This is a genomic window from Peptoniphilus duerdenii ATCC BAA-1640, from assembly GCF_000146345.1.
Taxonomy (GTDB): Bacteria; Bacillota; Clostridia; order Tissierellales; family Peptoniphilaceae; genus Peptoniphilus_B; species Peptoniphilus_B duerdenii.
Genome location: NZ_GL397071.1, coordinates 784200 through 797587, shown reverse-complemented (window position 1 = coordinate 797587; position 13388 = coordinate 784200). Strand labels below are relative to the sequence as shown.

General features: G+C 34.9%; 16 protein-coding genes and 1 riboswitch. Of the genes, 7 read left to right on the top strand and 9 right to left on the bottom strand.

Going from position 1 to position 13388, the window contains the following annotated elements:
* From HMPREF9225_RS03600 to HMPREF9225_RS03570, 7 genes are all read right to left on the bottom strand, one after another.
* Positions 1–534 (bottom strand): dienelactone hydrolase family protein (locus HMPREF9225_RS03600; protein ID WP_008901583.1); only part of this gene is annotated, 534 nt, incomplete at its 3' end.
* 192 nt (positions 535–726) lie between these two features.
* Positions 727–1116, bottom strand: coding sequence for a 30S ribosomal protein S9 (gene rpsI / locus HMPREF9225_RS03595; RefSeq protein WP_008901582.1), 390 nt, complete (start codon positions 1114–1116; stop codon positions 727–729).
* 13 nt (positions 1117–1129) lie between these two features.
* Positions 1130–1564, bottom strand: coding sequence for a 50S ribosomal protein L13 (gene rplM / locus HMPREF9225_RS03590; protein ID WP_008901581.1), 435 nt, complete (start codon positions 1562–1564; stop codon positions 1130–1132).
* Between the two features lie 97 nt (positions 1565–1661).
* The gene (locus HMPREF9225_RS03585) at positions 1662–2174 is read right to left on the bottom strand and encodes a phosphatidylglycerophosphatase A family protein (protein ID WP_008901580.1); all 513 of its coding nucleotides are present in this window, start codon (positions 2172–2174) and stop codon (positions 1662–1664) included.
* Complete coding sequence (locus HMPREF9225_RS03580) at positions 2174–2734, bottom strand: thermonuclease family protein (RefSeq protein ID WP_008901579.1); 561 nt, start codon at positions 2732–2734, stop codon at positions 2174–2176. The genes HMPREF9225_RS03585 and HMPREF9225_RS03580 overlap by 1 nt, the downstream gene beginning before the upstream one ends.
* Positions 2724–3236 carry a hypothetical protein gene (locus tag HMPREF9225_RS03575; RefSeq protein ID WP_008901578.1) on the bottom strand — a complete coding sequence of 171 codons (513 nt, stop codon included), beginning with the start codon at positions 3234–3236 and terminating at the stop codon, positions 2724–2726. The genes HMPREF9225_RS03580 and HMPREF9225_RS03575 overlap by 11 nt, the downstream gene beginning before the upstream one ends.
* Positions 3237–3243: 7 nt before the next feature.
* The gene (locus tag HMPREF9225_RS03570) at positions 3244–4311 is read right to left on the bottom strand and encodes an FAD:protein FMN transferase (protein WP_008901577.1); all 1068 of its coding nucleotides are present in this window, start codon (positions 4309–4311) and stop codon (positions 3244–3246) included.
* Between the two features lie 75 nt (positions 4312–4386).
* On the opposite strand from HMPREF9225_RS03570, the gene HMPREF9225_RS03565 reads away from it, so the two are divergent.
* From HMPREF9225_RS03565 to HMPREF9225_RS03555, 3 genes are read left to right on the top strand one after another with little or no spacing between them, the layout of a single operon-like run.
* Positions 4387–5241: a DegV family protein gene (locus tag HMPREF9225_RS03565; protein ID WP_008901576.1), complete on the top strand. Its 855-nt coding sequence runs from the start codon at positions 4387–4389 to the stop codon at positions 5239–5241.
* Positions 5238–6305 (top strand): tRNA 2-thiouridine(34) synthase MnmA, encoded by a 1068-nt coding sequence (gene mnmA, locus HMPREF9225_RS03560; RefSeq protein WP_008901575.1) that lies wholly within the window; start codon positions 5238–5240, stop codon positions 6303–6305. Before HMPREF9225_RS03565 ends, mnmA begins: the two co-directional genes overlap by 4 nt.
* A gap of 14 nt (positions 6306–6319) precedes the next feature.
* Positions 6320–6949 carry a 50S ribosomal protein L25 gene (locus HMPREF9225_RS03555; protein ID WP_008901574.1) on the top strand — a complete coding sequence of 210 codons (630 nt, stop codon included), beginning with the start codon at positions 6320–6322 and terminating at the stop codon, positions 6947–6949.
* A gap of 158 nt (positions 6950–7107) precedes the next feature.
* On the opposite strand, the gene HMPREF9225_RS03550 is transcribed toward HMPREF9225_RS03555, so the two are convergent.
* Positions 7108–7713, bottom strand: a complete 606-nt coding sequence (locus tag HMPREF9225_RS03550; protein WP_008901573.1) for an ECF transporter S component — start codon at positions 7711–7713, stop codon at positions 7108–7110.
* A 45-nt stretch (positions 7714–7758) separates the two neighbouring features.
* Positions 7759–7870: riboswitch (FMN riboswitch) on the bottom strand.
* Positions 7871–8006: 136 nt separating this feature from the next.
* Here HMPREF9225_RS03550 and HMPREF9225_RS03545 point away from each other — a divergent pair.
* Together HMPREF9225_RS03545 and HMPREF9225_RS03540 are read left to right on the top strand one after the other, a co-directional pair.
* The gene (locus tag HMPREF9225_RS03545; protein ID WP_008901572.1) at positions 8007–8522 is read left to right on the top strand and encodes a phosphatase PAP2 family protein; all 516 of its coding nucleotides are present in this window, start codon (positions 8007–8009) and stop codon (positions 8520–8522) included.
* Positions 8523–8636: 114 nt separating this feature from the next.
* On the top strand, positions 8637–8873 hold the full coding sequence (locus HMPREF9225_RS03540; protein ID WP_008901571.1) for a glutaredoxin family protein: 237 nt from the start codon (positions 8637–8639) through the stop codon (positions 8871–8873).
* A 57-nt stretch (positions 8874–8930) separates the two neighbouring features.
* Here HMPREF9225_RS03540 and HMPREF9225_RS03535 read toward each other — a convergent pair whose 3' ends face one another.
* Positions 8931–9149 (bottom strand): CDIF630_02480 family spore surface protein, encoded by a 219-nt coding sequence (locus HMPREF9225_RS03535; protein WP_008901570.1) that lies wholly within the window; start codon positions 9147–9149, stop codon positions 8931–8933.
* A gap of 83 nt (positions 9150–9232) precedes the next feature.
* On the opposite strand from HMPREF9225_RS03535, the gene HMPREF9225_RS03530 reads away from it, so the two are divergent.
* On the top strand, positions 9233–10999 hold the full coding sequence (locus tag HMPREF9225_RS03530; protein WP_008901569.1) for an ABC transporter ATP-binding protein: 1767 nt from the start codon (positions 9233–9235) through the stop codon (positions 10997–10999).
* Positions 10986–12857, top strand: coding sequence for an ABC transporter ATP-binding protein (locus HMPREF9225_RS03525; protein ID WP_008901568.1), 1872 nt, complete (start codon positions 10986–10988; stop codon positions 12855–12857). The genes HMPREF9225_RS03530 and HMPREF9225_RS03525 overlap by 14 nt, the downstream gene beginning before the upstream one ends.
* The last annotated feature ends 531 nt before the right edge of the window (positions 12858–13388 follow it).

Below are 13388 nucleotides of genomic sequence, written 5' to 3'. Positions count from 1 at the left end.
CGCCATCAAAATCAGATTATCTATTTCAGAATATTTGCTAGCTAAATTAAGGGCATATTCTGCACCTTTTGACGCTGCCACAACACTTATCGGCTTATTGTCTTTTATATTTTCATTTATATAACTTATAACATCTTCAAATTGTTCTAAAGGGATTTTTCTAAGAGTTTGTTCTTGGTTTTTCATTCCAAACATAAATAGTGCAAAGGTTTCATATCCATCTTCAGCCAATCTTTTAGCAGTTTCAAAATTTGGACCTCCGTCAGAACCTCCAAAACAAATTACAAGACCCTTATGTAATTTTTCCTTAGGCGTAAATCTAAAGCCTTGCATCCTACCCTCATCTACATAAGTTACATCAACTCCATCAATATCTGTAGGATATAGACTTATATTAGTTACATCCTTATAATATTCAGGAAATTTAAAAGCATTGTTATCTTTATACTTATGGTCATTATATATTCTAAGAATAAAAACTAAAACTACTAAAATAATAACTATTGAGAAAATTCTAAAAAATATTTTCTTCATTTTATTCCCTTCCTTTTAAATAGCATACAGATTCTACTAGTATTTAAAAAATCTGCTTGTAGGTATTATATCATCTTTAGTGCGCATTAATTACAACAAACTACAATAAGGCTTTAATAAGTCCCATTAATTTTGGTCTTCATTTATTTTTGCACTAAAAAAAGCACTGGATATAATCCAATGCTTTTGATATTATCTCTTTGAGAATTGTGGTGCTCTTCTTGCTTTTTTAAGACCGTATTTCTTTCTTTCCTTCATTCTTGGATCTCTTGTTAGGAATCCTGCTTTTTTAAGAACAGGTCTTAGTTCAGCATCTACTTCTAGTAGTGCTCTTGCTATTCCGTGTCTTACAGCACCTGCTTGTCCTGTAAATCCACCACCGTGTACTTTAACGATTACGTCAAAGTTGCCTGTAGTTTCTGTTAGCTCTAACGGAGATTTTGCAACTGTAATTAGCGTTTCATAATTAAAGTAGTTTTCTAAATCTCTTCCGTTTACTGTGAATGATCCATTTCCAGGAACAAGTCTTACTTGAGCTACAGAAGATTTTCTTCTTCCAGTTCCTCTATATTGCTTTTCCATGAACTACCTCCAATTAAAATTCGTGAACTTCTGGTTTTTGTGCTTCGTGAGGATGATTTTCCACTGCATAAACCTTAAGTTTTCTGTACATAGATCTTCCAAGTCTATTTTTTGGAAGCATTCCTTTAACAGCAAGTTCGATTACTCTTTCAGGATGTTTGTTTCTAAGTTCTTTGTAAACAACTTCTTTTCTTCCACCTGGATATCCTGTGTGGTATACGTGAAGTTTCTTATCCCATTTGTCTCCTGTTAGACGAACTTTTTCAGCGTTAATTATAATTACAAAGTCACCAGTATCAACGTGTGGTGTGTATGTTGGTTTGTGTTTTCCTCTTAGTATTGTTGCTACTTCTGTTGCAAGTCTACCAAGTACTTTATCTGTGGCATCGATAACATACCACTTTCTTTCAATTTCATTGGCTTTTGCCATAAAACTCTTGTTATTCATGAGTCCTCCTGTGATTTAAAATTTTCCGGGGCTTTTAAAACACTTTGATAATAATATATTAATTACTTCAATTTGTCAAGTATTTCTAAGTATTTTCTCAACTTTCTTTTGATTTTTGTATATTCATGTGGGCTACCCTTGATGCCGCTGCTGCTGCGATTGCCGCTACGATGTCATCGGCGAAGGTTGTGACTTCTCTTCCTATCTTTTTTCTCTCGTCAAGTTCTTTTATTATTCCTATTTTTTCTTTGTCTAGATATCCAAAGTTTGTAAGTCCTATTGAGCCGTATAGATTTGTGATTCCAAGGGGTAGGATCTCATCTATTCCATAGAGTCCTTCGTCTTTTTCTACTATTGATTGAAGTGGTTCATCGAGCATTTTTTCGCTCGCAAGTTTATCCAGTTGAAATCCTGTTAGGATTACATGGACAACTTCTCTCTTTTCCAAGATTCTTTCTATGGATTCAAGACATATTTCTCTTGTTACATATTCGTTATATGGTTTTTGTAGTTCGTAGACTACGTCTGCGATTTTTTCTAGTTCTATTCCTCTTTCTATGAGCATATTTTTTGCTATAGCTGTGAGTTCTTTCATATCGTATTTATACATCAGTTCCCCCTTGTTGTCCCTTCTGTAGATATCTTCCACATTCCTTCTTTATTTTCTCTTGCTTCTTTTTCTATTTTTCTAAATGTTTCTTCATAGTCATTATTTGGTTTAAAGAAATAGCATCTAGCTAGTCCTTCTTTTAAAAGGATGCCTTCCAAGGTGTTTTCTCTTATCATTTTTTCGTCGACATTCTTTTCTTTTTTAGGATTTATAAGGAAGACATATCTCAAGTTTCTTCCGTATTTATCTTCTAATTCTTTGCCTGTTTTTAGATAAACGGTCTTATTTAAGATCAGTTCTTCTGCTCTAATCTTTGCCTCTTCTCCCAATTCTTCCTTTTCTTCTCCAAATTCTGGTGTGTTGATGCCTATGACTCTTACCTTGTCTGGACCGACATAGAATGTATCTCCATCTACCACCTTTGTCACTTTTACCTTTTCAAAGGTTGGAGCAGCTGCTGTTTTGTTGTAGTAGTCAACCCCAAAGTATAGCACTAGAATTAGAAATGCTAAGAGCAATCTTCTGAGGAGAGTCTTGTTTTTTATTTTATCATTTTTCATTTATTCTCATCCTCTTTCTTTCGATTCTTTTCTTTCTCTTTATAACTGCTCTAGATTTTTTGATGGATAAGAAATAGATAATTCCTGGCACAAATGCAGAAGCTATTATCGCTTCAAGATATTCATAAAATCCGATGAGTTTCAAAATATAAAGCTCTGGATACATGAACATATCCATAAAAAATCTATAGTAACTATCCCCAGGTCCTACTTCTAAAAATTTTTCTCTAAGACCTAAAAATGCTACTCCAATAGACAAAAGAGAAATAAATATTATTAAATTTCCAGTTAGTATATCTTCTATCGGTGGTCTTCTCTTCGTCATGCCTTTACCTAGAAGGAAGTACATATACAGTATCAAAATAACTATTATTATTCTAAATACCATATTTCCATAGATTAAATTTCTAACATCTTCTGATAAATTTATAAAGTAGCTGAGTGCAAATGTAGCTATTATTACGATTATGTGGAATAATAGCCCTCTTAAGTTATTGTTCATAGTTGTCCTAATCTTTTAATATCTTTTTAAATCCTTCTGTGTAACTTACTTCGCTATTTGTATTGATGAAGTATCCGTCGGCATTTTCTTTTTTAAGCATATCTTCCGCTTCTTCTTTTGTACTTAGAAAAGATGCGGTAGATAAAAAGTCGCATAGTCCAGAGTCTTTATTAGTTATAGTTACAGATTTAAATAATGTGTCTGGATATAGTGTGTCTGGGTCTATGATGTGAGAGTATCTTCTTCCATCTAGATCGAAGTATCTTTGGTAGTCGCCTGAGGTTACCACAGAGGTATCATTTACTGCAAGCACTGCTTGTACAGAATTTTGTTCTCCTTCTTCTGCGTCTGGGTTTCTAATTCCAACTAAGAATGTGTCTCTACCTTCCACAAGTGGTTTACCGATTATTCTTACGTTTCCACCTGCAGATATAATTGCAGATTTAACTCCATTTTTCTCTGCGTATTGCGCTACCAGTTCCGTTGCGTATCCCTTTGCAACTGATCCCATTTCCACTTCCATTCCCTTTTCTTTTAGGTAGATGGATTTATCTTTTTCATTTATAACAATATTTTCCATTTTTAGTAGTGGTCTTAGACTTTCTAGTCTTTCTTTAGTTGGAAGTGGTGAGCCGAGCTTAGCTGTTACTTCTTCTTTTGTAGCTCCTCCTTCATAGAGGTCTCTATACTCAGTCCACACGTCCACCACCGGACCTATTGCTACGTTTACTTTGTGAGAAATATTGTTGTAAGAGTCGATGGAAAATTTCATCAAGTTGAATACTTCGTCAGGAACTTTTACAGGTTCTATACCTGCATTGTCATTTACAGTTTTAAAGTTAACCACACCTTCGTAGCTATTATATCTGTCAAATAACTTGTGAAGTCTAATAAATTCATTCTTTATTAACTCAAGTTCCCTATTACCTTCTTCTTCACTTTGTGCGTAGACTGCCACGTCTATAATCGTATCGAAACAATCATAGAATTCAGTTTGATACTTTTCATAAGCTTTTTCATTTGAACAGCCTACTAAACATAGGCTAAATATAATCATTAATATAATTTTCTTCATAATATCACCTTTATAATTGTATCATTATGTTGAATTTTACTCAACAAATAGATATTATGTATATAGAGGTGTTATATGTACAAAATTTACTCAGATGTAGCTGGAGATTTTTTCGAAAGCGACCTAAGTAGAGCCGAAATTATTCCTATGGAATTTATCATAGACGAAAAAGTCTATACACATACATTAGATTATAGCGAAATGTCTAAGGAAGAATTTTTAAAAAAATTAAAAACTTCCGACATGTCTACCACGATGGTAAATCAATTTAAATTTGAAGAAACATTTAGAAAACCATTGGAAGAAGGTATGGACATTCTATATGTGGCATTTTCATCAGGACTTAGCGGACAGTACCTACAGGCACTTAACGCAAAGGATGCCCTTGAAGCTGAGTTTCCAGATAGAAAGATAGAAGTTGTAGATACTAAGAATGCAACCTGGGGAATGGAAATTTTACTCCATAGAGCCATAGTAAACTTAGATAAAGGCATGGACTTAGTAGAAAATGCAAAAGATCTAGCTAAGCTTGTAGATAATGTAGCTACTATATTTATCGTTGAAGATCTTATGCATCTAAAACGTGGCGGTAGACTCTCTGCAACAGAAGCCTTCTTAGGGACTGCAATAAAAATTAAACCAATCCTTAAAATAGACGAAGAAGGAAAATTAAAACCTATCGACAAGGCAAGAGGATTAAAATCGGCTTACAAAAAATTAGTAGATATCTATTTTAATAATAGAGATGAAAAATCTAACAAAATTATTATTTTCCACTGTGCAAATCTTGAAGGTGCAAATGCCCTTAAAGAAGCTTTGGAAAAAAGAGACGAAAACCTTCAAATTGAAATTGGAGAATTAAGTCCTATCATCGCTGTCCATACAGGTATAGGAATGACTGCAATGACATTTGAGGGGGTGAAAGGTTGACAGATAAAAAGAGAACTGTAGTGCTTGGCATAAGCGGCGGTGTGGATTCATCGGTTGCAGCCTATCTTTTAAAAGAACAGGGCTACAATGTCATAGGTGTCTTTATGAAAAACTGGGACGAAAATGACGAAGAGTGCACAGCAACTGACGACTACCTAGACGTAGTAAAAGTTGCAAATGCGCTGGATATCAAGTATTATACTGTTAACTTTGAAAAAGAATATTGGGACACTGTCTTTACATATTTCTTAAACGAATATAAGAAGGGCAGAACTCCAAATCCCGACGTAATGTGCAACCAAAATATAAAATTTAAAGCATTTCTAGATTTTGCTTTAAAACTTGGTGCAGATTATATAGCCATGGGTCATTACGCTAGAGTTAAACACGAGAATGGACATAGCTACCTACTTCGCGGGGTTGACGAGAACAAAGATCAATCTTATTTTCTATCTCGAGTTAAAGAAGAAGCTCTTAAAAAAACTATCTTCCCTATTGGAGATATAAAAAAGGAAAGAGTTAGAGAGATCGCAGAAGAATTAAATCTTGCAACTGCAAAGAAAAAAGATTCCACTGGAGTATGTTTTATCGGCGAGAGAGATTTCAATAAATTCTTGGATAAATTTCTATTTACAAAACCAGGAAAGATTGTAGATGAGGCTGGAAACGTGCTAGGAGAGCACTCTGGGCTGATGCACTACACCATTGGACAGAGAAAAGGAATCGGCATCGGCGGAGTTGGAACTGGAGAACCATTCTTCGTTGCAGATAAAAATTTAGAAAAAAATGAATTAATAGTTGCACAAGGGGTGGATAATCCTATATTATATAGAGATGAGTTCTATGTTGAAGAACCATTTTTTATAAATGGAACACCAGACTATCCACTTAACTGCACAGGAAAGATTAGGTACCGTGCTCCCGATGTGGGCATGGTTGTAACAAAAATAGACGACGAAACACTTAAAGTTAAGCTCGAAAAACCATTAAAAGGTGTAACTCCAGGACAAATAGCTGTGTTTTATTCTGGAGAAATATGCCTAGGTTCTGGTATAATTAAATAAATAGGAGGAATTTTATGATTTTAAAATTACAAAAAAGAGATCAACACGGAAAAAATAAAGTAGACAAACTTAGACAAGAAGGACTTGTTCCAGGAGTTGTTTACTCAAAGGGAGAAGAAGCAGTTTCAATAACTGTAGTTGAAAAAGATTTAGTAAAGGCTTATGAAGAAAACGGTCTTTCAAACATTTTCAAAGCTGATTTAGACGGAGCACAAAAGGACCTTCTAATCAAAGAAATCCAAAAACATCCATTTAAGAATCAAATCCTACACTTTGACGCATACCTAATCGACATGACTCAAAAGATCAGAGTTACTATTCCAGTAGTTCTAGAAGGAAGAGACAACATCAAGGCTCAACCATCAGTTATCATGCAAATTATTGACAGCATTGAAATTGAATGTCTACCAGGAGACCTTCCATCAGAAGCAGTTGTAAATGTAGTTGACATGCAAATTGGCGACAACATGACAGTTGCTGATCTAGATATCGCAGGAAATGAAAAGATTCACATCCACGTAGATCCAGAAGAAGTTGTAGCAGTTCTATCTGAACCACAAGAAGAAAATCTTGAAGAAACTGACGAAGAAGTATCAGCAGAAGTTCCAACTGTAGCTGAAACTAAAGCAAAAGAAGAAGAATAATATAATTTCTTTTAAAGATAGCTAGAATTTCTAGCTATCTTTTTATTTTAATCTTTTTAGAAAACTAAAAACATCAAAAAAGCAAGGCGCCTTTTTCCTTGCTTTTTATTTCTTTAAATTTAAAGTAAAAAAACTTCGATCTCTCGAAGTTTAATTTTTTATGAATCTTTAAGTGCTGGTCTTACTCTTTCGTAGAGTAGGACTGTTACCACTGCTGTTATAGATCCTTTGATGATGTTAAATGGAATTATACAGTAGACCATCATTGTAAATAAATCTGTTACCTTTGGAAATATTTTACTTCCCATTGCTACTATTGCTTCCATTGGCATAATCTTTGCGTAAAGCGGAAATATAAAGTAGTAATTTGATATAAATGCAGATGTAGTCATAAGAACTATACCAAGTACAAGTGAAAGTATAGCGCCTTTAAAGGTTCTATATCTTCTATAGAATACTGAAGCTGTAATCGCGTATACAGATGCGATTATAAAGTTTGAAAGCTCTCCTACCATTCCTGTGTCTGTGCCTGTGATTATAATATTTAAAATATTTTTAATCGCTGCAATGATTACTCCATAGATTGGTCCCATGGTAAATGCTCCTAAAAGCACAGGTACATCAGAGATATCCAGCTTCATAAATGCAGGTGCTATAAATGCAAGTGGCATCTTTATATTCATAAGTATAAATGCCATTACAGATAGGACTCCTACCCTCGTGATGTTTCTTGTCTTAATTCCTCTTCTTGTTGTGTTATTCATAATTCCTCCCTTGCTTGGGCATAAAAAATGCCCCACTGCTTCAGGGGCTCTCTTCTATCATCCAGACTGTACTGTCGGTACCTGAATCACACAGGTTCAGCTTGCGCTCGCGGACTTTACCGCCGGTCGGGACTTCCACCCTGCCCTGAAGAATAACTATACTAATTTTATATTATCTATTTTAGCTTGTCAATCTTTACTCCGATGTCCTATTATTTTGCCGCAAATCAATTATAATAGCTAAGTGACAATTTTTTTAATTATCCTATATAATATAACGATGAGGTGAAACTATGAACTTAGATATTAATGTTATAAATTTTATGTCCGAGATTAAATGTGTGCCGCTGGATTATTTTTTTAAATTCTTTACCCATCTTGGCGATTTCGGATTCTTATATATTTTGATTGGAATTTTATTTTTATTCTTTAAAAAAACTAGAAAGACCGGAGCTATAATACTTCTTTCTCTAATTTTCTGTGGAATTCTTGGAAATTTAATCTTAAAACCGATCATCGCAAGAATTAGACCCTACGATAGATTAAATCTTCCCTTGAAGATAAAACCACTGACAGATTTTTCTTTTCCATCGGGGCATACCTATGGAGCTTTTGCAGTAGCTGGATCCATCCATTTTACAAAAGTTTTTAAGAGTCTTCCGTTTTTTATAGTGGCTGCGATTATTTCGGCTTCTCGCATCTATTTCACTGTCCACTATCCTTCTGATGTGGCTTTTGGTGTAGTGATGGGAATGATTCTATCCTATGTTTCAAATAAAATTGTAAATAAATTTTATAATAGTAATTGAAAATTTAATTTTAAAAATAATATTTATAAATTTTAGATTCTTACAATTGTTTATTATAAATTTACTTTGTTTAGCGGTTTTTAAAGTCGGGTAATTAAATTAAGAGGTGATTAAATGAAGTTAGAATTATTTTATAAAGAATCTTGTCCTTATTGCCAAAAAGTTCTAAGGTTTATGGAAATGAATAAAATCGATGATGTGGAACTAAAAGATATTGTAGCAAATCCAGAGTTTAGAGATACTCTCGTAGAAGTTGGAGGAAAGGGACAGGTTCCTTGTCTATTTATCGACTCTAAACCTATGTACGAATCCATGGATATCATCAAATTTTTAAAAGAAAGATTAAATTAATTAAATAAAAATTAGAGACGAATCTTCGTCTCTAATTTATTTTGTAAATTTTAAATTTTACATACGGTTTTGGTTGTCAACCCATTCTTTAGCTTCTTCAACAGATTCTTCAGTAGGGATTTCAACTCCAGTTTCTGGATCTTTACCTTCGCTCTTAGCGTAGATATCAGAAGCTGCTTTGTCTCCATGTTTGATTTCGTTCATTTGTTCAAGGTTAGCTTTAGTTTTACCTACTAAATCTTGACTAAGTGTTTCTTTCTTAACTTCTTTGTTCATATTATACCTCCGTTAATATTATTCTACCCCTTCTGGATATAAATTACCAATTTTGATCTAAAATAAATTAGAAAAGGTGAAAAATGATTAAAAAAATATTGTCCTACGTCAAATCTTTTAAAATATATGCATTCTTAAGTCCAATCTTTGTAACCTTAGAAGTTATCATGGACATCTTAATCCCATACACCATGAGTATCATCGTGGATCAAGGGATTATTTTAAAAGATAGGGACGTAATTATAAAAACTGGAATCCTACTAGTGATCTATGTACTTCTATCCTTTGGAGCAGGTATTACATCTGGATACCTTGCAACCAAGGCGAGTGCAGGACTTTCTAAAAATCTTAGAGAAGCACTCTATGAAAAGATACAGTCTTTTTCATTTAGAGATATAGATTCTTTTTCAAAGGGTTCCCTCGTTACAAGACTTACAACAGACGTGCAAAATATTCAAATGTCTTTTCAAATGAGTATTAGAATCGCCATTCGTTCGCCAATTATGCTTGTGTTTGCATTTATAATGGCATTTAAAATTAATAGAAATTTGGCGGGATACTTTTTATTTATCATTCCTCTAATCGGAATATTCGTCTTCTACATTATGATTTCCGTCTATCCAACATTTAGACAGATTTTTAAAGGTGTGGACAGGCTTAACACTTTCGTTTCAGAGAATCTGCTTGGAATAAGAGTGGTTAAGAGCTATGTGAGAGAAGAAGAACAGATAAATGGATTTACAGAGATTTCAAAATTCCTTTATGAAAAATATATCTACATTCAAAAGAGATTTATGTCACTTATGCCATTTATGAATTTTACGATCTACACCATCTGTATTATTATCTCCTGGGTCGGATCGAAATTCGTGGTGGGAGGTAGCTTAACCACAGGACAACTTATGAGCCTTGTGACCTATTCATTCCAAATTCAAATATCTCTTATGATCTTTGCAATGGTAATAAGTCAGATAATTCTATCTCGTAACTCTGCAGATAGAATCATAGAAGTGCTAGATAAAGAAGTAAGCCTCGTTTCAGGCAAATCCAAGAAAAAAGTAGAAGACTACACCATAGAATTTAAGGATGTATGTTTTTCCTACGATAACACAAATGCAGATGAAAAAAGTAATAGAGATGATGAAGAAAATAAATATGCCCTCTGCGATATTAACCTAAAGATAAATCCAGGAGAAAATCTGGGCATCATCGGAGGAACTGGATCATCTAAGTCCACCTTGGTGCAACTTATTCCAAGACTTTACGATGTCAGCTGCGGCTCCATAGAAGTCGGTGGCATTGATGTAAGAGATTATGATTTAAGAGAACTCCGCGACTCTATCTCAATGGTACTTCAAAAGAATCAACTCTTCTCCGGCACGGTTAGATCCAATCTAAACTTTGGAGACTTAGAGGCAACAGACAAAGAAATGTACGAAGCCCTTAAGATTTCAGACGCATATAATTTCATAATGGAAAAGGGTGGCCTTGACATGAAGGTTGAAAGGGGCGGAGCCAACTTCTCCGGTGGACAAAAACAAAGACTAACCATCGCAAGATCCCTTCTTAAAAAACCTAAAATATTAATTCTTGACGACTCAACATCAGCACTTGATACAAAGACAGAAAGAAATATTACAGAGAGTCTAAAGGCACACCTTCCAGATATGACTAGAATTATAATTTCTCAAAGGGTCAACACTCTTAAATACTGCGATAGAATCGTCGTAATGAACGAAGGTAGGATCGAAAGCATAGGAACTCACGAGGAGCTTCTTAAAAACTCAAAAATTTATAGTGAAATCTCTACCTCTCAAGAAAGAACAGGTGACTTCGATGAAGAAAAATAAAAAATCAATCGATAAAAGTAGCCTAAATGACGGCAAGAGAATATTAAAATACATTTTGAAACACAACGGTTCGAGATTTATCTTGGTATTCTTCTTAATCATAATATCCATAATATCAACGGTGTCATTTTCCCTATTCTTAAAGACCATCATCGACAACTATATAACACCGATGATCGGAATGACAAACCCAGACTTTGGACCACTTTTAAAAGTCATAATAAAGATGGGAGTAGTCTTTTATGCAGGAGTAATCGCAAACTACATCTACCAAATGATCATGGTCTATGTAACAGAAGACACCTGCTACAACCTAAGACAAGAACTCTTCACCCACCTGGAAATACTGCCAATTAAGTACTTCGACAAGAAGAGTCACGGCGATGTCATGTCAGTATTTACAAACGATATACAAGCCGTTGAGCAGGCAATAGCCAACATACCTTCAGTGTTCTCATCGATCTTAACAGTCATTTCAATATTTATAGTCATGCTTATTGAATCGAGGATACTTTCACTGATAGTGGTACTTTGCATCGTCCTCATGTTTGTAATCATGAAGTCAATAGGATCGAAAAGTTCCACATTCTTTATGAAGCAACAGAAAACTCTAGGAGAAGAAAATGGATATATAGAAGAATATATCGATGGCCAAAAAGTAGTAAAAGTATTCTCCTACGAAGACAAAACCGTAGAAGAATTTAAAGAAATAAATAATAGGTTATTCGAGAGCACCATGTACGCCAACAGATACTCACTGTTTTTAATGCCTATAACATTCTTTATCTTCAACTTCCAATACGCAATCATCGCCATCGTTGGAGGCATCTTAGCCATCTCTGAAACAGGAGGAATCACCGTCGGCATGATCGCCACATTCTTACAACTTTCAAGGACATTGGGAGGACCCATGAGAAACCTATCTCAAATGATAAACCAATTCCTATTGGCATTAGCAGGTGCAGGCAGACTCTTCGAACTCCTGGATGAAGTATCAGAAGAAAACAAAGGTCATATAAAACTTGTAAGAGTTGAAAAAGATGGAAATAAATTAAAAGAAACAAAAGAAAAGACAGGTCACTGGGCATGGAAGGACGACAGAAAAGAAGATCCATTCACAGAATTAAAAGGAGAAATCATCTTCGAAGATGTAACCTTTGGCTACGAAGAAAACAAACCAGTGCTTAAAAATATATCACTATACGCAAAGCCAGAACAAAAGATAGCCTTCGTCGGCTCAACAGGAGCAGGCAAGACCACCATCACCAACCTAGTCAATAGATTCTACGATATATGGGAGGGAAAGATAACCTTTGACGGAATCGATATAAAAGAAATCGACAAGAGAGATCTTAGACGATCACTGGGAATGGTGCTTCAAGACACCCACCTATTCACAGGAAGTATAAAAGATAATTTGAGATTTGGAAATCCAAGCGCCACCGACAAAGAAGTAGTAAGAGGCGCAAAGAGAACCCAAGCCCATCACTTCATAACCCTTCTACCAGAAGGATACGACACGGTAATAAGCGGAACAGACACAGGACTCTCAGAAGGACAAGCCCAACTACTTTCCATAGCAAGAGCAGAAATCATGGGCCCACCAGTATTAATCCTTGACGAAGCAACCTCATCCATAGACACAAGAACAGAAATGCTTGTGCAAGAATCTATGGATAAAGTCATGACGGGACGAACCACATTTGTAATCGCCCACAGACTATCAACAGTAAGAAATAGTGACGCCATCATGGTCCTAGAACATGGAGAAATCATAGAAAGAGGTCGCCACGAAGATTTGATGGAAGAAAATGGAGTCTATGCAAATCTATATAAAGGCGGGTTGAGTGAAGAATAGATGAAAAGATTTAAAGGAAGCACACGCTTCCTTTTTTTGTTTTAAGTTTTTGTTTAAATGAGAAGTAACAAACACAAATATTTTGAGGAAAAAATAAAGGAATACAGTCACCCCACACCCTCCAGTCATCCTGAGCGGAAAAGGCGTTAGCCTTTGTAGTCGAAGGATCTGACCTATATTTAACCTACTTAATACAAAAATGTAAAATAATAAATATAAATAAATATCCTCCACTTCTTTAAAACTTATTCTTTCTTCTTCAATTCTTTTTTTACGAGGGAGAGGGAGGGAATTAACGTCTCTCGAAAAAACCTGCGGTTTTCTCTTCGAGACTCGCAGTTTCCTCCCTTGTTAAAGCCCTAGCCGAAATCTTTGATTTCGCTGCAGGTCTTATGCAAAGAGTTCCAAAGAAAACGAGCATAGCGAAGTTTGATTTGCAGAACTCTACTGCCAATCGAGCTCCCTCTTCCCACCTCGCATTGGAGAGGTTTTGGTAGTGATTTTCTTATTCGGCTAAAATTTTCCAAACTC